The 25,843-nt window shown below is 69.7% G+C and carries 21 protein-coding genes; 15 read left to right on the top strand and 6 right to left on the bottom strand.

From position 1 onward, the window contains the following. Positions 1–52: 52 nt before the first annotated feature. The 9 genes from IH48_RS0115575 to tuf all read left to right on the top strand — a co-directional run bounded on the left by IH48_RS0115575 (position 53) and on the right by tuf (position 15,455). On the top strand, positions 53–988 hold the full coding sequence (locus tag IH48_RS0115575) for a hypothetical protein (protein WP_158710301.1): 936 nt from the start codon (positions 53–55) through the stop codon (positions 986–988). A gap of 265 nt (positions 989–1,253) precedes the next feature. Continuing rightward, positions 1,254–1,787, top strand: a complete 534-nt coding sequence (rplJ, locus tag IH48_RS0115570; protein WP_030903932.1) for a 50S ribosomal protein L10 — start codon at positions 1,254–1,256, stop codon at positions 1,785–1,787. Between the two features lie 90 nt (positions 1,788–1,877). Continuing rightward, the gene (gene rplL / locus IH48_RS0115565; RefSeq protein WP_030903930.1) at positions 1,878–2,264 is read left to right on the top strand and encodes a 50S ribosomal protein L7/L12; all 387 of its coding nucleotides are present in this window, start codon (positions 1,878–1,880) and stop codon (positions 2,262–2,264) included. Positions 2,265–2,884: 620 nt separating this feature from the next. Beyond that, the gene (gene rpoB / locus IH48_RS0115560) at positions 2,885–6,370 is read left to right on the top strand and encodes a DNA-directed RNA polymerase subunit beta (protein ID WP_030903927.1); all 3,486 of its coding nucleotides are present in this window, start codon (positions 2,885–2,887) and stop codon (positions 6,368–6,370) included. A 126-nt stretch (positions 6,371–6,496) separates the two neighbouring features. After that, on the top strand, positions 6,497–10,402 hold the full coding sequence (locus IH48_RS0115555; protein ID WP_030903924.1) for a DNA-directed RNA polymerase subunit beta': 3,906 nt from the start codon (positions 6,497–6,499) through the stop codon (positions 10,400–10,402). 646 nt (positions 10,403–11,048) lie between these two features. Next, on the top strand, positions 11,049–11,420 hold the full coding sequence (rpsL, locus tag IH48_RS0115550) for a 30S ribosomal protein S12 (protein WP_003948652.1): 372 nt from the start codon (positions 11,049–11,051) through the stop codon (positions 11,418–11,420). Between the two features lie 2 nt (positions 11,421–11,422). Continuing rightward, positions 11,423–11,893, top strand: coding sequence for a 30S ribosomal protein S7 (gene rpsG, locus IH48_RS0115545; protein WP_030903922.1), 471 nt, complete (start codon positions 11,423–11,425; stop codon positions 11,891–11,893). Between the two features lie 38 nt (positions 11,894–11,931). Next, positions 11,932–14,058, top strand: coding sequence for an elongation factor G (gene fusA / locus IH48_RS0115540; RefSeq protein ID WP_030903920.1), 2,127 nt, complete (start codon positions 11,932–11,934; stop codon positions 14,056–14,058). Positions 14,059–14,261: 203 nt separating this feature from the next. Next, positions 14,262–15,455 (top strand): elongation factor Tu, encoded by a 1,194-nt coding sequence (gene tuf / locus IH48_RS0115535; protein WP_030903918.1) that lies wholly within the window; start codon positions 14,262–14,264, stop codon positions 15,453–15,455. 115 nt (positions 15,456–15,570) lie between these two features. On the opposite strand, the gene IH48_RS0115530 is transcribed toward tuf, so the two are convergent. Continuing rightward, on the bottom strand, positions 15,571–16,827 hold the full coding sequence (locus IH48_RS0115530; protein WP_030903915.1) for a cytochrome P450: 1,257 nt from the start codon (positions 16,825–16,827) through the stop codon (positions 15,571–15,573). Positions 16,828–16,872: 45 nt separating this feature from the next. Beyond that, complete coding sequence (locus tag IH48_RS0115525; RefSeq protein ID WP_030903913.1) at positions 16,873–17,070, bottom strand: ferredoxin; 198 nt, start codon at positions 17,068–17,070, stop codon at positions 16,873–16,875. A gap of 127 nt (positions 17,071–17,197) precedes the next feature. On the opposite strand from IH48_RS0115525, the gene IH48_RS0115520 reads away from it, so the two are divergent. Continuing rightward, the gene (locus IH48_RS0115520; RefSeq protein ID WP_158710300.1) at positions 17,198–17,722 is read left to right on the top strand and encodes a MarR family winged helix-turn-helix transcriptional regulator; all 525 of its coding nucleotides are present in this window, start codon (positions 17,198–17,200) and stop codon (positions 17,720–17,722) included. A gap of 85 nt (positions 17,723–17,807) precedes the next feature. On the opposite strand, the gene IH48_RS0115515 is transcribed toward IH48_RS0115520, so the two are convergent. Then, positions 17,808–18,473 (bottom strand): LuxR family transcriptional regulator, encoded by a 666-nt coding sequence (locus IH48_RS0115515; protein WP_030903908.1) that lies wholly within the window; start codon positions 18,471–18,473, stop codon positions 17,808–17,810. 67 nt (positions 18,474–18,540) lie between these two features. On the opposite strand from IH48_RS0115515, the gene IH48_RS0115510 reads away from it, so the two are divergent. From IH48_RS0115510 to IH48_RS0115490, 5 genes are all read left to right on the top strand, one after another. Then, complete coding sequence (locus tag IH48_RS0115510) at positions 18,541–19,407, top strand: aldo/keto reductase (RefSeq protein ID WP_030903906.1); 867 nt, start codon at positions 18,541–18,543, stop codon at positions 19,405–19,407. 12 nt (positions 19,408–19,419) lie between these two features. After that, on the top strand, positions 19,420–20,205 hold the full coding sequence (locus tag IH48_RS0115505) for a metallophosphoesterase family protein (RefSeq protein WP_234434257.1): 786 nt from the start codon (positions 19,420–19,422) through the stop codon (positions 20,203–20,205). Positions 20,206–20,228: 23 nt separating this feature from the next. Beyond that, the gene (locus tag IH48_RS0115500) at positions 20,229–20,822 is read left to right on the top strand and encodes a TetR/AcrR family transcriptional regulator (protein ID WP_030903902.1); all 594 of its coding nucleotides are present in this window, start codon (positions 20,229–20,231) and stop codon (positions 20,820–20,822) included. 160 nt (positions 20,823–20,982) lie between these two features. Continuing rightward, complete coding sequence (locus IH48_RS0115495) at positions 20,983–22,473, top strand: DHA2 family efflux MFS transporter permease subunit (RefSeq protein ID WP_078849744.1); 1,491 nt, start codon at positions 20,983–20,985, stop codon at positions 22,471–22,473. A gap of 175 nt (positions 22,474–22,648) precedes the next feature. After that, the gene (locus IH48_RS0115490) at positions 22,649–23,611 is read left to right on the top strand and encodes a hypothetical protein (protein ID WP_030903897.1); all 963 of its coding nucleotides are present in this window, start codon (positions 22,649–22,651) and stop codon (positions 23,609–23,611) included. Here IH48_RS0115490 and IH48_RS0115485 read toward each other — a convergent pair. The 3 genes from IH48_RS0115485 to IH48_RS0115475 form a co-directional block, all read right to left on the bottom strand. Beyond that, on the bottom strand, positions 23,547–24,464 hold the full coding sequence (locus tag IH48_RS0115485; RefSeq protein WP_234434256.1) for a helix-turn-helix domain-containing protein: 918 nt from the start codon (positions 24,462–24,464) through the stop codon (positions 23,547–23,549). The two genes, IH48_RS0115490 and IH48_RS0115485, sit on opposite strands and share 65 nt — an antisense overlap. A gap of 215 nt (positions 24,465–24,679) precedes the next feature. After that, the gene (locus tag IH48_RS0115480; RefSeq protein WP_051839811.1) at positions 24,680–25,390 is read right to left on the bottom strand and encodes a hypothetical protein; all 711 of its coding nucleotides are present in this window, start codon (positions 25,388–25,390) and stop codon (positions 24,680–24,682) included. 46 nt (positions 25,391–25,436) lie between these two features. After that, the gene (locus IH48_RS0115475) at positions 25,437–25,829 is read right to left on the bottom strand and encodes a Rid family hydrolase (RefSeq protein ID WP_030903890.1); all 393 of its coding nucleotides are present in this window, start codon (positions 25,827–25,829) and stop codon (positions 25,437–25,439) included. Positions 25,830–25,843 lie beyond the last annotated feature (14 nt).

Below are 25,843 nucleotides of genomic sequence, written 5' to 3'. Positions count from 1 at the left end.
GGCGGCGGGCTGTGGCGGCGGCACAGGCAAAGGCACCGCGAAAGGCGGCGCCATGTCCACCGCGGGGGAGGCGAAGAAGGCCCTGACGCCGAGGGCCGCGGTGGCGAAGGCGCTGCACGCGTTGGGGCCCGACGGCTCGGCGAGGTTCACCGCGACGATGGAGTCGGGCATCGCCGGCAACCAGAACAAGGCGGGCCACGCCGCCCACGCCTCCGGGACGGTGGGCCGGACGGCGGCGAGCCTGTCCCTCGCGTCCCCGGACATCGCCTCCGGCACGGAGGGCCTGACCTCGACGTACCGGGTGCTGCAAGCCGGCACATCGACGTACCTGGACCTGGGCTCACGGTTCGCCGCGGCGACCGGCGGCAAGCGGTGGGTGAAGGCAGGCCCGGCGGACTTCGTCGCCGAACCCACGTCCACAACCGATCCGGCGTACCCCATGCTCCCCGAGCAGACCGACCCGGGGGAGGGCCTGCTCGGCCCCGGGCTCGTCGGCATCACGGAGGGCCCGGCGACGCAGCTGGCGATCATGGGCGTCGCCCAGCAGGTCAGGAGCATGGGCGCGGAGAACGCGGACGGGGTGGTGGCCGACCACTACCAGGCGGACGTGAAGGCCGATGACGTGGCGAAGGCAGCGGCGGCGATGCACGGAGCCGCGGCGGCCAGGACCAAGGCGCTGGCGAGCGTCCTCGGCCGGTCGGATCTGCGGACCGAGACGATCGACGTGTGGGTGGCGCGGACCGGCCCGCGGGCGGGCCGGCCGGTCAGGCTGGATCTGACGATGGACCTGACCAGGTTCATCACGACGGACAGCATCCACTACTCCGCGTACCGGGCGAAGCCGGTGCACGTCAGCCCGCCCGGCGCGGCGCAGACGATGACGACGAAGGACATCGAGGCCGTCCAGGGAGACGGGGACTCGGTCGCGTCGGCCTCGTATGCGATCAGCGGGCACGACTTCACCGTGCCGCCCGCTGCCTCGCGCTAGCGGATTTGCCCGGGCGGCCCCCGCTCGCGTAACCTCCACCTGAAGCCAAAGACCGCTGGTTGTCGCCGTGCACTCGTGAGAGGGCACGGAGGCCGAAGGATCCGCTTAGCTGCGGACGACCCGCGCAGGTGACAGTGGACAGTTCCCGTGCGGCGGCCAACGCCGTTCCGGTCGAGCTACGCCCCGTGCGCCTGCGCCGGGGCGTTTCGTTTTGTTCAGCCCCTTCCGAGAGCGGTCCTCATCACCCGGAAGGAGGCCGACGCTCATGGCAAGGCCCGACAAGGCCGCCGCGGTGGCCGAGCTGACGGAGCAGTTCCGCAGCTCGAGCGCCGCTGTGCTGACCGAGTACCGGGGTCTCACCGTGGCGCAGCTCAAGGATCTGCGCCGTTCGCTCGGTGGGAACACCCAGTACGCCGTGGTGAAGAACACGCTGACCAAGATCGCGGCCAACGAGGCCGGGATCGACACGCTCGACGACCTGTTCACGGGTCCGACGGCTGTGGCCTTCGTCACCGGTGACCCGGTGGAGTCGGCGAAGGGTCTTCGTGACTTCTCCAAGGAGAACCCGAACCTCGTCATCAAGGGCGGAGTCCTTGACGGCAAGGCGATGTCCGCCGACGAGTTCAAGAAGCTCGCGGACCTCGAGTCCCGCGAGGTTCTGCTCGCCAAGCTGGCGGGCGCCATGAAGGCCAAGCCCTCCCAGGCTGCCGCGCTCTTCCAGGCGCTCCCCTCGAAGTTCGTCCGCACCGCGGAGGCGCTTCGTGCCAAGAAGGCCGACGAGCAGGGCGGTGCCGAGTAACTCGGCGTTCTGGCCGCAAGGCCGCTGCGGGTCGCGTACCCGCCGACATGTACACCCGGCACCAGCCGATTTAGTGGAAGGACCGCCATCATGGCGAAGCTCAGCCAGGACGACCTGCTCGCGCAGTTCGAAGAGATGTCCCTCATGGAGCTCTCGGACTTCGTGAAGGCCTTCGAGGAGAAGTTCGACGTCACGGCCGCCGCGCCGGTCGCCGTCGCCGCCGGCGGTGGCGCTGCCGCCGCTCCTGCCGAGGCCGCTGCCGAGCAGGACGAGTTCGACGTCATCCTCACGGGCGCCGGCGACAAGAAGATCCAGGTCATCAAGGTCGTGCGCGAGCTCACCTCGCTCGGCCTCAAGGAGGCCAAGGACCTCGTGGACGGCGCCCCGAAGCCCGTCCTCGAGAAGGTCGCCAAGGACGCCGCCGACAAGGCCGCCGAGTCCCTCAAGGGCGCCGGCGCCTCCGTCGAGGTCAAGTGATTCCAGGCGCCTCACGGCGCCGGGAACGCCGCGCGGCTGACGGCCGCGCACAGCGTTGACGCGAAGGGCGATCACCCATCCGGGTGGTCGCCCTTCGCCGTTCCCGCGAGGGGCTCCTTGTCTTTCCCCGGCCTGGCACTATCGTGATCATCCTCGCGTCTTCCGCGGGCAGGGCGGCGATCCGCGGGCGGGGCCCGGGGAGGCGGGGGCCTTGACGTACGGCACGCAGCGCGCAATTCTCAGGACGCGTCGTCACAGTCGATCCGGTTCCGAGGCATGGATCGGCCGCGATGTGGGAAGTAACGGGATGGCGCTTCGGCGCCGGGCTCTGCGGCGGTTGCGACCGGCCAGGGTCGTTGTGCAGGCCGGTAGGAGCAGGGCAGTAGCAGCGAGGGTGTTGAGGACAACGAGGGTCTCCCAAAACCCGCTCTGGACATCAGTGTGCCAAGTGGCTACACTGTCCCTTTGCGCTGCCTGTTAGCTGCTCCCTGCCCGTCACCAGGGGCACCCTCTCGTACGAGCATCGGTGATCGATCGCCCTGACCAGGGCTTTCCTTCACCGCGCGCTACGGGGGAACGGTACGCGCGTAGTGAGTCCGAGCCCTCGGAAGGACCCCCTCTTGGCCGCCTCGCGCAACGCCTCGACCACGAATACGAACAACGCCGCAAGCACCGCCCCGCTGCGCATCTCCTTCGCAAAGATCAAGGAGCCTCTCGAGGTTCCCAACCTTCTCGCGCTCCAGACCGAGAGCTTCGACTGGCTGCTCGGCAACGCCGCGTGGAAGGCTCGCGTCGAGGCGGCTCTCGACAACGGGCAGGACGTCCCCAGGAAGTCCGGTCTCGAGGAGATCTTCGAAGAGATCTCCCCGATCGAGGACTTCTCCGGGTCGATGTCGCTGACGTTCCGCGACCACCGTTTCGAGCCCCCGAAGAACTCCATCGACGAGTGCAAGGAGCGCGACTTCACGTACGCGGCTCCGCTCTTCGTCACGGCCGAGTTCACGAACAACGAGACCGGCGAGATCAAGTCGCAGACGGTCTTCATGGGCGACTTCCCGCTCATGACCAACAAGGGCACCTTCGTCATCAACGGCACCGAGCGTGTCGTGGTGTCCCAGCTCGTGCGCTCGCCCGGTGTGTACTTCGACTCCTCCATCGACAAGACGTCCGACAAGGACATCTACTCCGCCAAGATCATCCCGTCCCGGGGTGCCTGGCTGGAGATGGAGATCGACAAGCGCGACATGGTCGGTGTCCGCATCGACCGCAAGCGCAAGCAGTCCGTGACCGTCCTGCTCAAGGCGCTCGGCTGGACGACCGAGCAGATCCTCGAGGAGTTCGGCGAGTACGAGTCCATGCGCGCCACCCTGGAGAAGGACCACACCCAGGGCCAGGACGACGCGCTGCTCGACATCTACCGCAAGCTGCGTCCGGGCGAGCCGCCCACGCGCGAGGCCGCGCAGACGCTGCTGGAGAACCTGTACTTCAACCCGAAGCGCTACGACCTCGCGAAGGTCGGCCGCTACAAGGTCAACAAGAAGCTCGGTGCCGACGAGCCGCTCGAGGCCGGCGTGCTCACCACCGACGACGTCATCGCGACCATCAAGTACCTGGTCAAGCTGCACGCGGGCGAGACCGAGACGGTCAGCTCCAGTGGCACGGAGATCGTCGTCGAGACCGACGACATCGACCACTTCGGCAACCGCCGCCTGCGCAACGTCGGCGAGCTCATCCAGAACCAGGTCCGCACGGGCCTGGCGAGGATGGAGCGCGTCGTGCGCGAGCGCATGACGACGCAGGACGTCGAGGCGATCACGCCGCAGACGCTGATCAACATCCGGCCGGTCGTCGCCTCCATCAAGGAGTTCTTCGGCACCAGCCAGCTGTCGCAGTTCATGGACCAGAACAACCCGCTCTCGGGCCTGACCCACAAGCGCCGCCTGTCGGCGCTGGGCCCCGGCGGCCTCTCCCGTGAGCGCGCCGGCTTCGAGGTCCGTGACGTGCACCCGTCCCACTACGGACGCATGTGCCCGATCGAGACCCCGGAAGGCCCGAACATCGGCCTGATCGGCTCGCTCGCCTCCTACGGCCGCGTCAACGCGTTCGGTTTCGTCGAGACGCCGTACCGCCGGGTCACCGACGGTGTCGTCACCGACGAGGTCGACTACCTGACGGCCGACGAGGAGGACCGCTTCGTCATCGCCCAGGCCAACGCCCCGCTGACGGACGAGCTGCGGTTCGAGGAGACCCGCGTCCTGGTCCGCCGCCGCGGCGGCGAGGTCGACTACGTCCCCGGCGAGGACGTGGACTACATGGACGTCTCGCCGCGCCAGATGGTGTCGGTCGCGACGGCCATGATCCCGTTCCTGGAGCACGACGACGCCAACCGCGCCCTCATGGGCGCGAACATGATGCGCCAGGCCGTGCCGCTGATCACGTCGGAGGCGCCGCTCGTCGGCACCGGCATGGAGTACCGCTGCGCGGTCGACGCCGGTGACGTCATCAAGGCGGAGAAGGCGGGTGTGGTCCAGGAGGTCTCCGCGGACTACATCACCGTCACCAACGACGACGGCACGTACACCACGTACCGCATCGCCAAGTTCTTCCGCTCCAACCAGGGCACCTCGGTCAACCAGAAGGTCGTCGTCTCCGAGGGCGACCGGGTCATCGAGGGCCAGGTGCTCGCCGACGGTCCGGCCACGGACAAGGGCGAGATGGCGCTCGGCAAGAACCTGCTCGTCGCGTTCATGCCGTGGGAGGGCCACAACTACGAGGACGCGATCATCCTCAGCCAGCGCCTGGTGCAGGACGACGTCCTCTCCTCGATCCACATCGAGGAGCACGAGGTCGACGCCCGCGACACCAAGCTCGGCCCCGAGGAGATCACCCGGGACATCCCCAATGTCTCCGAGGAGGTCCTGGCCGACCTGGACGAGCGCGGCATCATCCGCATCGGCGCCGAGGTCCGCGACACCGACATCCTCGTCGGCAAGGTCACCCCGAAGGGCGAGACCGAGCTGACGCCCGAGGAGCGGCTGCTGCGCGCGATCTTCGGCGAGAAGGCGCGCGAGGTCCGCGACACCTCGCTGAAGGTGCCGCACGGCGAGACCGGCAAGGTCATCGGCGTGCGCGTCTTCGACCGCGAGGAGGGCGACGAGCTGCCGCCCGGCGTCAACCAGCTGGTCCGCGTGTACGTGGCGCAGAAGCGCAAGATCACGGACGGCGACAAGCTGGCCGGCCGCCACGGCAACAAGGGCGTCATCTCGAAGATCCTGCCGATCGAGGACATGCCGTTCCTGGAGGACGGCACCCCGGTCGACATCATCCTCAACCCGCTGGGTGTCCCGTCCCGCATGAACCCGGGGCAGGTCCTGGAGATCCACCTCGGCTGGCTCGCCAGCCAGGGCTGGGACGTCTCCTCGCTCGGCGAGGAGTGGGCCCAGCGCCTCCAGGTCATCGGCGCCGACCAGGTCGACCCGCGTACCAACGTGGCGACCCCGGTCTTCGACGGTGCCCGCGAGGACGAGCTGACCGGCCTGCTCGAGCACACCGTCCCGAACCGCGACGGCGAGCGGATGGTGAAGTCCACCGGCAAGGCGAGGCTGTTCGACGGCCGCTCGGGCGAGCCGTTCCCGGACCCGATCTCGGTCGGGTACATGTACATCCTCAAGCTGCACCACCTGGTCGACGACAAGCTGCACGCGCGCTCGACCGGCCCGTACTCCATGATCACCCAGCAGCCGCTGGGCGGTAAGGCGCAGTTCGGTGGTCAGCGCTTCGGCGAGATGGAGGTGTGGGCGCTGGAGGCGTACGGCGCCGCCTACGCGCTCCAGGAGCTCCTGACGATCAAGTCCGACGACGTCACCGGCCGCGTGAAGGTCTACGAGGCCATCGTCAAGGGCGAGAACATCCCCGAGCCCGGCATCCCCGAGTCCTTCAAGGTGCTCATCAAGGAAATGCAGTCGCTCTGCCTCAACGTGGAGGTGCTGTCCTCGGACGGCATGTCCATCGAGATGCGGGACACGGACGAGGACGTGTTCCGTGCGGCGGAGGAGCTCGGCATCGACCTGTCCCGGCGCGAGCCGAGCAGCGTCGAAGAGGTCTGACGGGTCGGTCGCCGGGCACCCGCTGAGGCGGGTGCCCGGTGGCCACCTCGGACCCTCCCTCACGCTCCCCGCGTGAGGGCCCCCATCAGACCTTCAGACACGACCCCTGAGAGGGATTGACGCATAGTGCTCGACGTCAACTTCTTCGACGAGCTGCGGATCGGCCTTGCCACCGCGGACGACATCCGTACCTGGTCCCACGGCGAGGTCAAGAAGCCGGAGACCATCAACTACCGCACCCTCAAGCCCGAGAAGGACGGCCTCTTCTGCGAGAAGATCTTCGGCCCCACCCGGGACTGGGAGTGCTACTGCGGCAAGTACAAGCGTGTCCGCTTCAAGGGCATCATCTGTGAGCGCTGTGGCGTCGAGGTCACGCGCGCCAAGGTGCGCCGTGAGCGGATGGGCCACATCGAGCTGGCCGCCCCCGTCACGCACATCTGGTACTTCAAGGGCGTGCCGTCCCGCCTCGGCTACCTGCTGGACCTCGCGCCGAAGGACCTGGAGAAGGTCATCTACTTCGCCGCGTACATGATCACGTTCGTGGACGAGGACCGCCGCACCCGCGACCTGCCGTCGCTTGAGGCCCACGTCTCCGTCGAGCGCCAGCAGGTCGAGAACCGCCGCGACTCCGACCTGGAGGCCCGCGCCAAGAAGCTCGAGACCGACCTGGCCGAGCTTGAGGCCGAGGGCGCCAAGGCCGACGTGCGCCGCAAGGTGCGCGAGGGCGCCGAGCGCGAGATGAAGCAGCTGCGCGACCGCGCGCAGCGCGAGATCGACCGCCTTGACGAGGTCTGGAACCGCTTCAAGAACCTCAAGGTGCAGGACCTGGAGGGCGACGAGCTCCTCTACCGCGAGCTGCGTGACCGCTTCGGCACGTACTTCGACGGCTCGATGGGCGCCGCCGCGCTGCAGAAGCGCCTGGAGTCCTTCGACCTCGACGAGGAGGCCGAGCGCCTCCGCGAGATCATCCGCACCGGCAAGGGCCAGAAGAAGACCCGCGCGCTCAAGCGCCTCAAGGTCGTCTCCGCGTTCCTGCAGACCAGCAACAGCCCCAAGGGCATGGTGCTCGACTGCGTGCCGGTCATCCCGCCGGACCTGCGTCCGATGGTGCAGCTCGACGGTGGCCGCTTCGCGACCTCCGACCTCAACGACCTGTACCGCCGCGTCATCAACCGCAACAACCGCCTGAAGCGGCTTCTCGACCTCGGCGCGCCCGAGATCATCGTGAACAACGAGAAGCGCATGCTCCAGGAGGCCGTCGACGCGCTCTTCGACAACGGCCGCCGCGGCCGCCCGGTCACGGGCCCCGGCAACCGTCCGCTGAAGTCGCTGTCCGACATGCTCAAGGGCAAGCAGGGCCGCTTCCGCCAGAACCTGCTCGGCAAGCGCGTCGACTACTCGGCGCGTTCCGTGATCGTCGTCGGCCCGCAGCTCAAGCTGCACCAGTGCGGCCTGCCGAAGGCGATGGCGCTCGAACTGTTCAAGCCGTTCGTGATGAAGCGCCTGGTCGACCTGAACCACGCGCAGAACATCAAGTCGGCCAAGCGCATGGTCGAGCGCGGCCGCACGGTCGTGTACGACGTCCTCGAAGAGGTCATCGCCGAGCACCCCGTGCTGCTCAACCGCGCGCCGACCCTGCACCGCCTCGGCATCCAGGCCTTCGAGCCGCAGCTGGTCGAGGGCAAGGCCATCCAGATCCACCCGCTCGTGTGCACCGCGTTCAACGCGGACTTCGACGGTGACCAGATGGCCGTGCACCTGCCGCTGTCCGCGGAGGCGCAGGCCGAGGCCCGCATCCTGATGCTGTCCTCGAACAACATCCTGAAGCCGGCCGACGGACGTCCCGTCACCATGCCGACGCAGGACATGGTGCTCGGCCTGTTCTTCCTCACGACGGACGAGGCCGAGCGCAAGGTCGTCGGCACGGACCGGTCCTTCGGCTCCACGGCCGAGGCGACCATGGCGTTCGACAACCGCGAGCTGTCGCTCCAGGCGAAGGTCGACATCCGCTTCCCGGTGGGCACCATCCCGCCGCGCGGCTGGACGCCCCCGCTGGACGAGGACGGGCAGCCGGACGCCCAGTGGCAGCCCGGCGACCCGTTCAGGCTGCGGACGACCCTGGGCCGCGCGCTCTTCAACGAGCTGCTGCCCGAGGACTACCCGTTCGTGGACTACTCGGTCGGCAAGAAGCAGCTCTCCGAGATCGTCAACGACCTCGCCGAGCGCTACCCGAAGGTCATCGTGGCGGCGACGCTCGACAACCTGAAGGCGGCCGGCTTCTTCTGGGCGACGCGCTCCGGCGTCACCGTGGCCATCTCCGACGTCGTCGTTCCCGAGGCGAAGAAGGAGATCGTCGCGGGCTACGAGGCGCAGGACGAGAAGGTCCAGAAGCAGTACGAGCGCGGCCTGATCACGAAGGACGAGCGCACGCAGGAGCTCATCGCGATCTGGACCAAGGCGACGAACGAGGTCGCCGAGGCCATGAACGAGAACTTCCCGAAGACGAACCCCATCTTCATGATGGTCAACTCGGGTGCGCGCGGAAACATGATGCAGATGCGCCAGATCGCCGGTATGCGCGGCCTGGTGTCCAACGCCAAGAACGAGACGATCCCGCGTCCCATCAAGGCGTCCTTCCGCGAGGGCCTGTCCGTGCTGGAGTACTTCATCTCCACGCACGGCGCCCGCAAGGGTCTGGCCGACACCGCCCTGCGTACCGCCGACTCGGGTTACCTGACCCGCCGTCTGGTGGACGTCTCGCAGGACGTGATCATCCGCGAGGAGGACTGCGGCACCGACCGCGGCCTCAAGCTGAAGATCGCGGACCGCGGTGCGGACGGTGTGCTGCGCAAGGCCGAGGACGTCGAGACGTCCGTGTACGCGCGCATGCTCGCCGAGGACGTCGTGGTGGACGGCAAGGTCATCGCGCCCGCCAACGTCGACCTCGGTGACGTGCTCATCGACGCGCTCGTCGCGGCCGGCGTCGAGGAGGTCAAGACCCGCTCGGTCCTGACCTGCGAGTCCGCCGTCGGCACCTGCGCGTTCTGCTACGGCCGTTCGCTGGCCACCGGCAAGCTGGTCGACATCGGCGAGGCGGTCGGCATCATCGCCGCCCAGTCCATCGGTGAGCCCGGCACCCAGCTGACGATGCGTACCTTCCACACCGGTGGTGTGGCCGGTGACGACATCACGCAGGGTCTGCCGCGTGTCGTCGAGCTGTTCGAGGCGCGCACCCCGAAGGGTGTCGCCCCGATCTCGGAGTCCGCGGGCCGTGTCCGCATCGAGGAGACCGAGAAGACCAAGAAGATCATCGTCACCCCGGACGACGGCAGCGACGAGACGCCCTTCCCGATCTCGAAGCGCGCCCGGCTCCAGGTCGCCGACGGTGACCACGTCGAGGTGGGCCAGAAGCTCACCGTGGGTGCCACCAACCCGCACGACGTGCTGCGCATCCTCGGCCAGCGCCAGGTCCAGATCCACCTGGTCAGCGAGGTGCAGAAGGTCTACAACTCGCAGGGTGTGTCGATCCACGACAAGCACATCGAGATCATCATCCGGCAGATGCTGCGCCGGGTGACGATCATCGAGTCGGGCGACGCGGAGCTGCTGCCCGGCGAGCTGGTCGAGCGTTCGAAGTTCGAGAACGAGAACCGTCGTGTGGTGCGGGAAGGCGGCCACCCGGCCTCCGGCCGCCCGCAGCTGATGGGCATCACGAAGGCCTCGCTGGCCACCGAGTCGTGGCTGTCGGCGGCGTCCTTCCAGGAGACGACCAGGGTCCTGACCGACGCGGCGATCAACGCCAAGTCGGACTCCCTGATCGGCCTCAAGGAGAACGTCATCATCGGCAAGCTCATCCCGGCCGGTACGGGCCTGTCCCGCTACCGCAACATCCGGGTCGAGCCGACCGAGGAGGCCAAGGCCGCGATGTACTCGGCCGTCGGCTACGACGACATCGACTACTCGCCGTTCGGCACGGGCTCCGGCCAGGCCGTGCCGCTGGAGGACTACGACTACGGTCCGTACAACCAGTGAGGCGAGCGCCTGCGTGAGCAGGTGAGGCACTGAGCGCGAGGGCGGCCGTCCCGGAAGGGGCGGCCGCCCTCGCGCTTCGTCCGGCCGCGAGACGCCACGCGGCGGGCGGGCCCGGTGACCGGCCACGTCAGCCCCTTGTCGCGGTCTCCCACCCGCCTGTGCACCGGATGGCCTGTCCACGGCGTCCGGGGTACGGCCCCGGCCCCTGAGCATGGGGCCACGGGACGTGCCGGCCGGCGGCCCATGGCGGCGGTGTGCGTCGGTGGCCGGGGCAGGGCGGGCGGCGGGCACGGCCCGCCAGGGCGGCCCGTCGCGGCCGGTGGGGCGGGGCCCGGGCTCAGTGGCGCCGGCGCGGGTCGTGGCCGTGGCGCGCCGCGGGGATCTTGCGCGGGGCGGGGTTCTGCGGCACCCTGTGGGTTCTCTTTTGACCGGAGTCGACAAGGTAGGTACGCTCAAGCCTTGTGCCTGGGGTGTGCCTGGGCTCTCGTGCGTGTCCTCAGCCGCGCGGCGAGTCCATTCCACGGCCACCGCAATCCGTGCTTTCCCCGCTTGCCGGCGGGGGTCCGCGGTATTCGACACACCCGACCGCGTGGGTCGGCGACGTTCCAGGTTAGCTTTACCGACGGCACACAGAATCGGAGAAGTAGTGCCTACGATCCAGCAGCTGGTCCGCAAGGGCCGGCAGGACAAGGTCGAGAAGAACAAGACCCCCGCACTCGAGGGCTCCCCTCAGCGCCGCGGGGTCTGCACGCGTGTGTTCACGACCACCCCGAAGAAGCCGAACTCGGCCCTGCGCAAGGTCGCGCGTGTGCGTCTGACCTCGGGCATCGAGGTCACGGCGTACATCCCGGGTGAGGGACACAACCTGCAGGAGCACTCCATCGTGCTCGTGCGCGGCGGCCGTGTGAAGGACCTGCCGGGTGTTCGCTACAAGATCATCCGAGGTTCGCTCGACACCCAGGGTGTCAAGAACCGCAAGCAGGCCCGCAGCCGTTACGGCGCCAAGAAGGAGAAGTAAGAATGCCTCGTAAGGGCCCCGCCCCGAAGCGCCCGGTCATCATCGACCCGGTCTACGGTTCTCCTCTTGTCACCTCGCTGATCAACAAGCTCCTGCTCAACGGGAAGCGCTCCACCGCCGAGCGGATCGTGTACGGCGCCATGGAGGGCCTGCGCGAGAAGACCAACAACGACCCGGTCATCACGCTCAAGCGCGCGCTGGAGAACGTCAAGCCGTCGCTTGAGGTCAAGTCCCGCCGCGTCGGTGGCGCCACGTACCAGGTGCCGATCGAGGTCAAGCCCGGTCGCGCCTCCACCCTCGCGCTGCGCTGGCTGGTCGGTTACTCGCGCGCCCGTCGTGAGAAGACCATGACCGAGCGCCTGATGAACGAGCTGCTCGACGCCTCCAACGGCCTCGGCGCCTCCGTCAAGAAGCGCGAGGACACGCACAAGATGGCCGAGTCCAACAAGGCCTTCGCGCACTACCGCTGGTAGTCGCAACCCACATCGAGACCGAGAGAAGACTGAGCCTCATGGCCACCACTTCGCTTGACCTGGCCAGGGTCCGCAACATTGGGATCATGGCCCACATCGACGCGGGCAAGACGACCACCACCGAGCGGATCCTGTTCTACACCGGTGTCTCCTACAAGATCGGCGAGGTCCACGACGGCGCTGCCGCCATGGACTGGATGGAGCAGGAGCAGGAGCGCGGCATCACGATCACGTCCGCCGCGACGACCTGCCACTGGCCGCTCGACGAGGTCGACCACACCATCAACATCATCGACACGCCCGGCCACGTCGACTTCACCATCGAGGTGGAGCGCTCGCTGCGCGTGCTCGACGGTGCCGTCACCGTGTTCGACGGTGTCGCGGGTGTGGAGCCGCAGTCCGAGACGGTTTGGCGGCAGGCCGACCGCTACGGCGTGCCCCGCATCTGCTTCGTCAACAAGCTCGACCGCACCGGCGCCGAGTTCCACCGCTGCGTCGACATGATCTCGGACCGCCTCGGCGCGACTCCGCTCGTCATGCAGCTCCCCATCGGCGCGGAGGCCGACTTCAAGGGCGTCATCGACCTCGTGACGATGAAGGCCCTGGTCTGGCCGGTGGAGGCCGCCAAGGGCGAGATGTACGACACCGTCGACATCCCGGCCACGCACGCGGAGGCCGCCGAGGAGTGGCACGGCAAGCTGCTGGAGACGGTCGCCGAGAACGACGATCAGATGATGGAGCTGTACCTGGAGGGCAAGGAGCCCTCCGTGGAGCAGCTGTACGAGGCGATCCGCCGCGTCACCATCGCCTCCGGCAAGTCCTCCGACACCACCGTCACCCCGGTGTTCTGCGGCACGGCGTTCAAGAACAAGGGCGTCCAGCCCCTGCTCGACGCCGTGGTGCGCTACCTGCCCTCCCCCCTGGACGTCGAGGCCATCGAGGGCCACGACGTGAAGGACGCGGAGAAGGTCATCTCGCGCAAGCCGTCGGACGAGGAGCCCCTCTCCGCGCTCGCGTTCAAGATCATGAGCGACCCGCACCTCGGCAAGCTCACCTTCGTCCGCGTGTACTCCGGGCGCCTCGTGGCGGGTTCGGCCGTGCTGAACTCCGTCAAGGGCCGCAAGGAGCGCATCGGCAAGATCTACCGCATGCACGCGAACAAGCGTGAGGAGATCGAGTCGGTGGGCGCCGGCGACATCGTCGCCGTCATGGGCCTGAAGCAGACCACCACGGGTGAGACGCTCAGCGACGACAAGAACCCGGTGATCCTGGAGTCCATGGACTTCCCGGCGCCGGTCATCGAGGTCGCGATCGAGCCCAAGTCCAAGGGCGACCAGGAGAAGCTGGGTGTCGCCATCCAGCGGCTCGCCGAGGAGGACCCGTCCTTCCAGGTGCACACCAACGAGGAGACCGGCCAGACCGTCATCGGCGGCATGGGCGAGCTTCACCTCGAGGTGCTGGTCGACCGCATGAAGCGCGAGTTCCGCGTCGAGGCGAACGTCGGCAAGCCGCAGGTCGCCTACCGTGAGACCATCCGCAAGACGGTCGAGCGGGTCGACTACACGCACAAGAAGCAGACCGGTGGTACCGGCCAGTTCGCGAAGGTGCAGATCGCGATCGAGCCCATCGAGGGCGGCGACGCGTCGTACGAGTTCGTGAACAAGGTCACCGGCGGCCGCATCCCGAAGGAGTACATCCCTTCGGTGGACGCCGGTGCGCAGGAGGCCATGCAGTTCGGCATCCTGGCCGGTTACGAGATGACCGGCGTGCGCATCACGCTGCTCGACGGCGGGTACCACGAGGTCGACTCCTCCGAGCTCGCCTTCAAGATCGCCGGCTCGCAGGCCTTCAAGGAAGGCGCGCGCAGGGCGTCCCCGGTTCTCCTCGAACCGATGATGGCCGTCGAGGTCACCACGCCCGAGGACTACATGGGTGACGTCATCGGCGACATCAACTCCCGCCGTGGCCAGATCCAGGCCATGGAGGAGCGGGCCGGCGCCCGGGTCGTCAAGGGCCTGGTGCCGCTCTCGGAGATGTTCGGCTACGTCGGAGACCTCCGCAGCAAGACCTCGGGTCGCGCAAGCTACTCGATGCAGTTCGACTCCTACGCCGAGGTTCCCCGGAACGTCGCCGAGGAGATCATCGCGAAGGCCAAGGGCGAGTAATCCACAGGTGTCATCCACAGGGCGAACGCCCTGGTGGATTCACGCTCTAGGCTTGTCACCGGGATAGCAGGGGGCAGCTCCCGCAGGCACGGCGTCACCTGCCGTGCCCCGCGGGGGGTGCCCCGGCGACACCGGCATCCCAGCAAAGATCATCCTGGCGCCGATGAGTAAGGCGTACAGAACCACTCCACAGGAGGACCCCAGTGGCGAAGGCGAAGTTCGAGCGGACTAAGCCGCACGTCAACATCGGCACCATCGGTCACATCGACCACGGTAAGACGACCCTCACGGCCGCCATTACCAAGGTGCTGCACGACGCGTACCCGGAGCTGAACGAGGCCTCGGCCTTCGACCAGATCGACAAGGCTCCCGAAGAGCGCCAGCGCGGTATCACGATCTCCATCTCGCACGTCGAGTACCAGACGGAGGCGCGTCACTACGCCCACGTCGACTGCCCCGGTCACGCGGACTACATCAAGAACATGATCACGGGTGCGGCGCAGATGGACGGCGCCATCCTCGTGGTCGCCGCGACCGACGGCCCGATGCCGCAGACCAAGGAGCACGTGCTCCTGGCCCGCCAGGTCGGCGTGCCGTACATCGTCGTCGCGCTGAACAAGGCCGACATGGTGGACGACGAGGAGATCCTGGAGCTCGTCGAGCTCGAGGTCCGCGAGCTGCTCACCGAGTACGAGTTCCCGGGCGACGACCTCCCGGTCGTCAAGGTCTCGGCGCTCAAGGCGCTCGAGGGCGACAAGGAGTACGGCCAGTCCATCCTCGACCTGATGAAGGCCGTGGACGAGGCCATCCCGCAGCCCGAGCGCGACATCGACAAGCCGTTCCTGATGCCGATCGAGGACGTCTTCACGATCACCGGTCGCGGTACGGTCGTCACCGGCCGTATCGAGCGCGGTGTCCTGAAGGTCAACGAGACCGTCGACATCATCGGCATCAAGCAGGACAAGACCTCGACGACCGTCACCGGTATCGAGATGTTCCGCAAGCTCCTCGACGAGGGCCAGGCCGGTGAGAACGTCGGTCTGCTCCTCCGTGGCATCAAGCGCGAGGACGTGGAGCGCGGCCAGGTCATCATCAAGCCCGGTTCGGTCACGCCGCACACCGAGTTCGAGGGCCAGGCCTACATCCTGTCGAAGGACGAGGGTGGCCGTCACACCCCCTTCTTCAACAACTACCGCCCGCAGTTCTACTTCCGCACCACGGACGTGACCGGCGTCGTGACCCTCCCCGAGGGCACCGAGATGGTCATGCCGGGCGACAACACCACCATGTCCGTCCAGCTGATCCAGCCGGTCGCCATGGAGGAGGGCCTGAAGTTCGCCATCCGTGAGGGTGGTCGTACGGTGGGCGCCGGCCAGGTCACCAAGATCGTCAAGTAACTCTGACGGCAGGTGGTCCTGTGACGGTCGGAAAAGGACCGTAGCGGGCATCGCGGAGGGCCCCGCCCCTCGTCCTTCGGGACGGGGCGCGGGGCCCTTTCGCATGCGGGGCCCCCTACCAGGCGACCGGGAGCTCGTGGACGCCGTAGATCAGCGAGTCGTGCTTGTACGGGATGTCCTGCTCCTCGATCGCGGGCCGCAGCTCCGGGAAGCGCCGCAGCAGCGCCGGGTAGGCGAGCTGGAGCTCCTGCCTGGCCAGGTTCTGGCCGAGGCACTGGTGCGTGCCCTGGCCGAACGCCATGTGGCGGCGGGCGTTGGGCCTCGTGATGTCGAATGCGTCGGGGTCGTCGAAGACCGTGCCGTCGCGGTTGGCGGAGTCGTTCGTCAGGATGACGCCCTCGCCCGCGCGGATCGTGTGCCCGGAGATCTCCACGTCCTCGATCGCCACGCGCCTGCGGCCCGTGTGCACGATGGTGAGGTAGCGCAGCAGTTCCTCGACCGCGCCGGCGACCTGCGCGGGCTCTTCGGAGTCGCGCACGGCCGCGAGCTGGTCGGGGTTGCGCATCAGGGCGAGCGTGCCGAGCGCGATCATGTTGGTCGTCGTCTCGTGCCCCGCGACCAGCAGCAGCATGGCGTCCTGGGCGAGGCGTTCGCGGGTGGTCCCGCCGGTCGGCAGGTGCGCGGCGGCGACGCTGCTGATCAGGTCGTCCTGCGGATTCTCCACCTTCTCGTCGACGAGCCCACCGAGGTAGTCGGTCAGCTCGTTCGCCGCCGCCACGTTGTCCTCGGGTGGCGTGTCCCTGGAGACCAGCACCTTCGTCCGGCTCTGGAACAGGTGGTGGTCCGTGCGCGGCACGCCGAGAATCTCCGCTATCACGAGCGACGGCAGCGGCAGCGCGAACGACGTCACCAGGTCGACGGGCGGCCCCGCCGCCTCCATGCCGTCCAGCAGGCCGTCGATGATCTCCGTCAGGCGCGGTACCAGCGCGCGTGCCCGCCGCACCGAGAAGTACGAGGTGAACATGCGGCGCACCCGGTTGTGGTCCGGGTCGTCCGTGGCGATGAAGGGGGACGGCCTGCCGTTCTTGCGGCGGGCCTCGAACCCGGCGCTCTGCGACGGGAAGCCGGGACGCAGCACGTCGGCGCTGAACCGGTTGTCGGTGAGGATCGCGCGCTGGTCCTGGTAGCGGGTGACAAGCCAGGCGGAGGTGCCGTTCCATATCCGGACGTGCGAGAAGGGCTCGTGCTCGCGCAGCCCGGCGAGCTGCGGGGGCGGGTCGAAGGGACAGCCGGTGGCGCGGCTGAACGGGAAGGACGGGTGCGGCGCGCTCTCGGCGACGTCGCTGCTGCCTGACAGGGCTGTGTCGGTCATGTGCCGTGCTCCTGACGCAGGTGGGGGGTGGGGTGAGGGGTGGGCCTAGGCGCGGACCGTGATGGCCCCCGCCGGGCAGAGTGCTGCCGCCTCTTCGGCGCGTGCCCGGGCGTCGGCGTCGTCGGGGGCGTCGTCGAGCAGGGTGACGACGCCGTCCTCGTCGCGCTGGTCGAAGATGTCGTCCGCCGTGAGGACGCACTGCCCGGAGGCGCAGCACCGGTCCTGGTCGATTTCGATGTGCATCGCGCTCGCTCTCCTTCGTTACGTACCCTAAGTACGTGATAACCCCGTGGCCGGTGTCCGTGCAATGGGGCCTCCGGCATTCGCGTCAACGGTTGGCCGGAAACGGTCGGCCCGGCATGATGCGACTGTGGAAACCACCCCAGGCCCGCCCCCGTCACGTGCGGAATCCATCGCCGAGTTGCAGTCCGTGCTGAGCGCACTGGCCTACAGCCTGACGCGATCCGGCACGCACGCCCGATTGACCGCGGCGGCGGGGACGCCCATCGACAGGTCGGGGATCGCGCTGCTGCGTGTCCTGGCGGAGGGACAGGAGCCACTGCGCGTGGGGGAGTTGGCTCAGCGCCTCGGCGTCCGTCATCCCCATGTGACGCGCCAGGTCAGGCAGTTGGCGGAGCAGGGCCTGGTGGAACGTGCGGAGAACGGCGGCGACCGCCGCGTACAACTCGTCTCCCCGACGCAACACGGGCGGGACACGCTGGCCCGGCTGGTGGGCACGGTCGAGGCGAAACTGGCCGAAAGTCTCGCCGACGTGGACCCGGAGCGGATCATGGCGGCGGTGGACGTGCTGAGCCGGGTCGGCAAGTGGAGCTGGGACTCGGCCGCCACACCCCCGGACGCGCAGGCGCCCGAGGACGCGGAACCCGGCGGCTAGGGCGGCGCCCGGCGGCGTGCGGCGCCGTGCCGCCGGGGTCCACGCGCGCCCGCTCTCCGTCCCAGCGGGCGGCGGGCAGCGGGCTTCAGCGCGGCAGGCCCAACTCGCCTGCTCGCAGGCCTGCCTGGAAGCGGGAGTCCGCTTCCAGCGTGGCCATCAGTTCGGCCACCCGCCGCCGGTACGTGCGCAGCGAGACGCCGAGCCGCCGCGCCGCCGACGCGTCCGTCAGGCCGGAGCCGAGCGCTTCGAGGACCGTGCGGCTGTCCGTGTCGAGGTGGGGGACGTCGCCGCGCAGGTACGTGTCGAAGTCCGCGGCGCTGTCCCAGATCGCCTCCCACAGCGAGTGGACGCCGTCGATCAGGGACTTCGACGTCGTGACGGTGTACTCGCGGCCCCCGGGCGCGTCACGGCCGGCGAGGATCATCACCCTGCGGTCGATGAGGATGGTCTCGTGGGGCAGCAGCGAGCCGCTGATCCGGACGAGCGTCCCCTCGCGCCGCACCTGCCGCAGGTGGGCCCGTGCCCCCTCGTCGGCGAGCGCCACCGGGCTGAGCAGCTTGCTCGACACGAAGCCGGCCGGCACCGCCCCGCGCACCCGGCTGCTGATCGCGGCCCTGGCCGCAGGCTGCGCCCATGTGTCGAGGTCCCGGGCCGCGCACAGGAACTCGCTCCGGGTGGTTTCGAAGAAGTGGCCGGCGCGCTCGATCAGCTCCGCGTCACCGTGGACGGAAAACACCTTCTCGCTCCGCATGCTTCCAGTGTGGCAGCAAGCTGTCACGCCCTCGCCCGCCGCCGTGGCCCCGCACACCATGGAACACATGACGACCAAGACTTTCTCCCTCGGCGGAGACCTGACCATCAAACGTCTCGGCTTCGGCGCGATGCGCCTGGCGATGAGCACCTTCGGGGGCCCGCTGCGGGCCCCGGAGAGCGGGGTCGCCGTCCTCAGGCGAGCGGTCGATCTCGGCGTGGACCACATCGACACCGCCGGCTTCTACGGCGGGGGAGACGTGCGCGCCAACGAGCTGATCCGCACGGCGCTCGCCCCCTACCGCGACGGCCTGGTCATCGCGACGAAGGTGGGCCCGATGATGGCGCCGGACGGCGTGCCCAGCCTCCAGGCCACGCCCGACCAGCTGCGCGGACTCGTCGAGGCGGACCTGCGCGCCCTCGGCCTCGACCGGCTCGACCTCGTCTACCTGCGGGTGGGCGGCCTCTCCGGCGCGGGCGGCGAGTCGATCGCCGAACGGTTCGCGGTCCTGGCCGGGCTGCGCGACGAGGGCCTGATCCGCCACCTGGGCGTCAGCAACGTCGACGCCGCGCAGCTCGCCGAGGCGAGGGCGATCGCGCCCGTCGCGGCGGTGCAGAACCAGCACGCGAGCGACTCCGGCCTGCCGGCGCAGTGCGAGGCGGCGGGCATCGCGTTCGTGCCGTTCTTCCCGCTCGGCGGCGGCACGGGACCCGTGGACCGCGGCACCACCGACCCGATGGACGCCGAGCGCCTCCGCAAGGTCGCGGAACGCCTGGGCGCGACGACCGCGCAGGTCTCGATCGCGGCGCTGCTGGCGGCCTCGCCGTCGATGCTCGCGATCCCGGGCACCGGCTCGCTCGACCACCTGGAGGAGAACATGGCGGCGGGCTCGCTCGACCTGAGCGAGGAGGACCTGGCCGAGCTGCGCGGCTGAGCGCACCCCGCGGTGCCGCCCCGCCGGGCATTCTGGGGGCATGACCGCACCATCGCCGTCCTGTCCGACATCCACGGTGTGCTGCCCGCCCTGCGCGCCGTCCTCGACGAGCCCGACGTGCGGGCCGCCGACCGCGTCGTCGTCACCGGCGACATCGCCGCGGGGCCGCAGCCCCGCCAGGTGCTCGACGTGCTCGAAGCGCTCGGCGAGCGCGTGGTGTGGGTGCGCGGGAACGCCGACCGCGAGCTCGTCGAGTTCCGCCGCGGGCCGCGCGCGGGCGTGGATCCCGGCGACCCCGTCTCGCCGTGGGCCGCAAGGCAGCTGGGCGACGCCCACCTCGACCGCCTCCAGGCCCTGCCCACCTCCGTGACGCTCGGCGACACCCTCTTCTGCCACGCCACACCGCGCGACGACGAGGAGGTCGTCCTCGTCGACTCGTCGCTGGAGCGCTGGTCCGAGGTGCTCGACGGGGTCGCGCCCGCCGTGCGCACCGTCGTCTGCGGGCACACCCACATGCCCTACGTGCGGCTCGCGCACGGCCGCCTCGTCGTCAACCCCGGCAGCGTCGGCATGCCCTACGGGCGCACCGGCGCGCACTGGGCCCTGCTCGGCCGGGGCGCCGAGCTGCGCGTCACCGGCTACGACGTCGAGGCCGCGATCGCGGAGGTCGTCGCCGGATCGTCCTACCCGGATGCCGCGGAGTGGGCCGACTACTTCCTCCGCGCCCGCGCTTCCGACGCCGAGGCGCTCACGACGTTCGCGCCGAGGGACGGGCGGTCCGGGACTTGCGTTCAGTAAGTATGTGAGCGCATACTCACAACATGGTCAAGGAGAAGGACAGGGTTCGTTCCACGGCGTCGTCGCGGCGTGGCCAGGTGCTCGACGCCGGGCTTGCGGTGTTCGCGCGGTCGGGGTATCAGGCGACGCCGGTGACCGAGGTGGCGACGGCGGCAAAGATCTCGCAGGGCTATGTGCTGCGACTGTTCGGCACGAAACTGAACCTGTTCGTCGCGGTGCTCGATCACTGCTACCAGCGGATCTGTGACACCCTCGCCGCCGCGGCCGACGAGGCGGCGGGCGAGCCGGCCGAGGCGATGCTCGCGGCGATGGGCGACGCCTACGCGGAGCTGATCGCCGACCGGTCGCTGCTGATCCTCCAGGTTCACGCGCAAAGCGCTTCGGACGTCCCCGAGATCAAGGCGGCGATGCGCCGCGGGCTCGGCGACATCGTCGAGCTGGCGCGGCAGCGGACCGGGGCCGGCGAGGAGCAGGTGCAGCGCTTCATGGCCTTCGGCCAGCTGTGCCACCTGATCGTGACCGCGGACCTGGACTCGGTCGACCGGAGCTGGGCGCGCACCCTGACCAACGGCATGCGCCACGTGGCTGCGCCGCGGGCCGGGGAGGGGGCGGGGTGAGCGGATCGCACGGCACGTCCGATGGGGCCACCGGCCCCGTGGGCGACCACGGAACGCCATGGAACAGCAAGGCTGAGGACGTGCCCTATCGCATGCCTTCAGAAGTATGTGTTCACTCACATAATCGACCTCAGCGCAGGCCGTGAAGAAGGGAAACACCATGTCGACGGAGTCGATCAGCACCGAGACGGCGCCTCCTGACACCCCGATGGCGTCGCGCCGGTGGCAGGGGCTGGGCGTGCTGGCGGTGGCGCAGTTCATGGTCGTGCTCGACGCGACGATCGTGAACATCGCTCTGCCCGCGATAGGCACCGGCCTCCACATCGGCCACCAGAGTCTGGCCTGGATCATCACCGCGTATGTGATCGCCTTCGGCGGGCTGCTACCGCTGGGCGGCCGGTTGGCGGACCTTTTGGGCCGCCGACGGGTCTTCGCCATCGGTGTCGGCGTCTTCACCGCCGCTTCCCTGGCCGGCGGCCTGGCGCAGAACGGGGCCATGCTCATCACCACACGCGCCCTCCAGGGCGCCGGGGCCGCACTGCTGGCGCCGGCCGCACTCTCGCTCGTCACCGCGATGTTCCCGATCGCCGCCGAGCGAGCCAAGGCGCTGAGCATCTGGGGTGCGGTCGCCGCCGGCGGATCAGCCGCCGGAGTGCTGCTCGGCGGGCTGCTCACCGGCGGGCTCGGCTGGCGGTCGGTGTTCCTGATCAACGTGCCCGTCGGAGCCGCTGTGCTGGCCGTCGTACGGACCGTGGTCGCGGAAAGCCGCGCTCGTCGATCCGTGCCGCTGGGTGCGGGCAGCTTCGACCTGCCCGGCGCCGCGACGGTGACCGGCGGCCTGGTGGCCCTGGTCACGGCCCTGTCCGAAGGCGGCACCTGGGGCTGGGCATCGGCCGCCACCCTGACCGGCTTCGCCGTCGCCGCCGCCTTGCTCGTCACGTTCGTGATCGCCGAGTCGCGGGCGGCCCATCCGCTCGTTCCGCTGCGGTTGCTGCGTATCCGCACGGTCGGCGCGGGAAACGCGGTCATGCTGCTGACCGGCGCGGCGATGTTCGGGGCCTTCTACTTCCTGTCGCTGTACGAGCAGATCGTGCTCGGCTACGGGCCGATCGCCGCGGGCGTCTCGCAACTGCCGCTGGCCGCCGCACTGATCGTCGCGGCCGGCGCCGCGGCCCCGCTGATGGCCCGGCTCGGTGCTCGCGCCGTGCTCGCCGGATCGCTGCTGGTCTTCGCCGCCGGCCTGGCCTGGCTCGGCCTCGCCCCGGTGCACGGAAGCTTCCTCGCGGACCTGCTCGGCCCGACGATGCTGCTCGGGCTCGGCCTCGGGGCCGCGTTCGTCCCCGCGACCGCCGTCGCCGTCGCGGGCGTACCCGCCGACCAGGCCGGCATCGCCGGCGGGCTGGTCAACACCAGCCAGCAGGCCGGCGGCGCCCTCGGCCTGGCCGCGCTCGTGGCGCTGGCCACCACCCGCACCGCCGCCGCGGCACACCACGGCACCGCACAGATGGCCGCGCTCCAACACGGCTACTCCTGGGCCTTCTACGGCGCCGCCGTCATAGCGGCCCTCGCCGCCGCCCTCGCCGCGGCCGGCATCCACCGCCACGACGCCGCCGACGCCCCCACCACCGCCGACGCTCCCACCACCGCCTGACCCGCACAGCGGGAAACGCGGTGGTGCCCACAGCGCCGGTACGTCAGCAGCCGGGGTCCTTCCTCCGCCGGAGGGGGCCCCGGTCGCCAACCGGGCCACGCCCCGGGAACCCCGTGCGCATGTCACGGCGTCTTGCCTGCCGTCACCACACACCGCACGGAGGTAACGCCAGGGCATGGCACACGACGGAAACGGAAACGGCAGCACTGTCCGGAGAGCGGCGCGCGGCGTCGCCGACTGCTATCGCGGTGGGCCGTACCGCTTCACCCTCGTCGTGTCCGCCGGGACGGCCGTGCTCGCCTGCGCGATCCTGGCGGGCGGATTCGCCGCGACGTGGGGCGACTTCGAGCACGTCCGGCAGTACGCGGACGAGAACATCGCCAACGAGGATTCGTACGCGGCGTACGCCGACGGCAGTTGGTGGCCGCTGGTGAGGGTCGGGTTCGTCGTCTTCGCGCTGGCGCTCGTGCTCGCGCTGCTCACCCTCACCGTCCTGCACACCGGGTACGCGGTCGGGAGCCGTGGGGAGCCGCAGACCCGCCGCGAGTTGTGGCGGCGCATACGGCGGCGCTTTCCGGCGGCCCTCGTGGTCAACGCGCTGACCGGTGTCGTTGTGGGGGCGGTTGAGGTCGCCGCTTATGCCTGGTGGGCCTTCGTCGAGAGCGACGAGATACCCGGCATCGAGCCCACGCCACTGCACGAAACGGCGACCCCGCAGTACGCGCTGGTGGGCTGGGTGCTGCCGGTAGTTGTCTGGTGTCTCGCGCCCGTGTTGTACTTCCGGCTCTCGGCGGCCACGGCGGAGACGGTGCTTGAGCGGCGATCGCCGTTCGTTGCGCTGTACCGCTCGTGGGTGCTGACGCGCCGCGCGCGGTGGCGGTGTTTCTGGCAGGGCCTGCTGGTCACCGGTGCCGCCGTGCTCGTCTTCCTGGCGGGCAGGCTCGCGGCAGCACCCGTCGCGCACTTCGCCGGACTCGGCATGCTGTGGCTCAGCGACGGCAACGTGTGGATCACGGGCGTGCTGGTGAAGGTCCTGCCCACCGTCGTGGCCTTTCTCCTGCTGACCCCGCTCGTCATGCCGCCGGCGTGCACAGTGGCCGTCCGTCTCCACGGAGACCTGGGCGCGGGAGAGGGCTGACCGCCGCAGCCTCGTGCGGACGGCAGTCCCCGCACAGGCCGGGCTCCGGCGAGCGAAACGCACGGTCGCACGCGTCGCACGTCTGGAACGGCGGCGGCCCACCGCGCGGGGCGTCCGGTGGCGCCGACACCGGCAGCGGTGGCGGTACGAGTTCGGCGAGCCGGTAGCGCAGAACAGCCACGGGACTGTGCAGGTCGGACGGGAGCCCGGTGGTCAGGGCGATGCGTACGGCCTCGGGCGACGCGTCCCGCGCGAGCCACTCCGCGACGGCGGGGGCCAGGCGGCGGATGTCGCGCTCGGAGAGCATGAGCCGGGGATCGCGCGTGCGCAGGCCCGCGAGGAGCGCGGCGGCGGGGGCGTGTTCCGGCGACGGGGGCGGCGCTTCCCGTGCGGGTGGGGCCGGTGGTGTGTCCGTCGTGGCCGGTTCGGCCGGTGGATCGGCGGGCGGTTCGACCGGTGGCGGCGCGACGGTGTCTCGAACAGGCGGACGTCTGCGGCATGTTGAGCCCACCGGTTTACCGCACTCGGAGCGCGTTGCGGCAGGGTTGTCGTACACGTAGATGCGTGTGATGACACGCCCGTCCGCCGTGCGCTCGCGTGGCCGCGCCAGATAGCCGTACTCCTCCAACTCCCTTAGCGCGGCGGCGATTCGGATGCGCCCTTCGCGCAGACGTCTGGACAGTGTGCGGACGTCCGCGCGGGCGCCGTCGGGCAGCGACTGCAGGTGCGTGGCGAGCCCAATCGCGAGGCCCGAGAGGTGCGGGTGCTGGGCGAGGTGGTTGCCGACGACGGTGAAGTTACGGGCGTGGGGCGCGCTGATCTTCACCAATCCGGAGGGGGATCGGCGATCCACGGAACGAGCGCGCTGTGGCGCGTTAAGCTGCTTCAAAGCCATAGGGAAGGTCCATTTCTGCTTCCTGAGTGGTCAGGCCCTCGTCCGGGATGTCAGCCCGGCGGGGGCCGTCTTTGGTTGTCGGTGGTCGGGCGCCTGGCCGAAGTGCTCGGCAGGTGCCTTTGCGGCCGAACTTGCCTGCCGAGCCGCGCCGGAAGCGAGTATTCCGGAGATGATCACTCTCCCAGGTGACCTGCGGGGTCGGTCGGGCCGGGAGGGTCGGGTGGGTGGGTCGGTGGGTTCTTTCTCCCGGGTGATCGTCGGCTGCCGGTACCACTACGGCAAGTAGACGGGGCAGCCGGACGCCACGGCGTCAGGCCGTCCGCGGCCGTCCCGGCGCGCCACGCGCGGAACTCGTCGTAGGTGCGGACCCCATGGTCCAGGACCGCCTGGTAGACCCACACGCCTTGTGTCGCCTCGCCCCGTGCCGCCGCGTCCTCCTTGATCGTGAGGACCGCGTCGCGTGTCGAGGCGTCCAGGGCGGCGCGTATCGGGGCGACGAGGTCCGCCGCGCGCGGGCCGGGGTGGTCGTCGGGCAGCCACCACATGTCGATCTGCCAGGTCTCGTCGGGCGTGAACTCGTAGTCGAGACGCCAGTAGAGCCCCCGGTCGGGCAGGTCGAGGGCGTTGGCGAAGCGCAGTTTGCGCACCCCGGGGAGCCCCGCGCAGGGGGCGAGTGCGGCGAACCCGTCGGCGACGGACGGGGCGGGGGAGTAGACCTCCATGTCGATGTCGGGCTCCACCACCAGATCCAGGGCGACCGATCCGACGAGCACGGGCGAGCCGAGGGGGCGCCAGCGCTCGAACAACGCGAGCCGGTCGAGGATCGTGTGTGCGGTGGCTCGGCGTCGGCGGGCGCGATCCAGGCGGGTCTCGGGGGCGTCCATCCGGCGATCCTGGGTCGCCCCGGCGGACGCGGCGGCTCCTCCGGGGTCAGCCGACGATCGCGTCGATCTCGACCTCGACCAGCCAGTCGGGGTCGATGAACCGTGAGACCTCGACGAAGGTGCAGGCGGGCCGGACGGACGCGAATCGCTCGCCGTGTGCCCGCGCGGCGTCCCGCCAACTGGTCACGTCCGTCAGCATGATGCGGGTGCGTACGACGTCGCGCACCGATGCCCCGGCTGCCTCCAGCGCCGCCTGCGCGATGTCCAGGCACCTCACCGTCTGGGCGTAGACGTCGCCTCGCCCGACGGTCGTCCCGTCGTCGCCGATGGGGGCGGTGCCGGCGACCGCGACGTGTGCTCCCTTGCGTACCGCACGCGAGAAGCCGATCTGGGGTTCGAGTGGCGAGCCGGAAGCGACCACCTGCCGTGAGAGGTCCATCGCACCAGCATGCC

Source organism: Streptomyces sp. NRRL F-5126 (assembly GCF_000721265.1).
Classification (GTDB): Bacteria; Actinomycetota; Actinomycetes; order Streptomycetales; family Streptomycetaceae; genus Streptomyces.
This window is presented reverse-complemented; position numbering and strand designations above follow the sequence as displayed.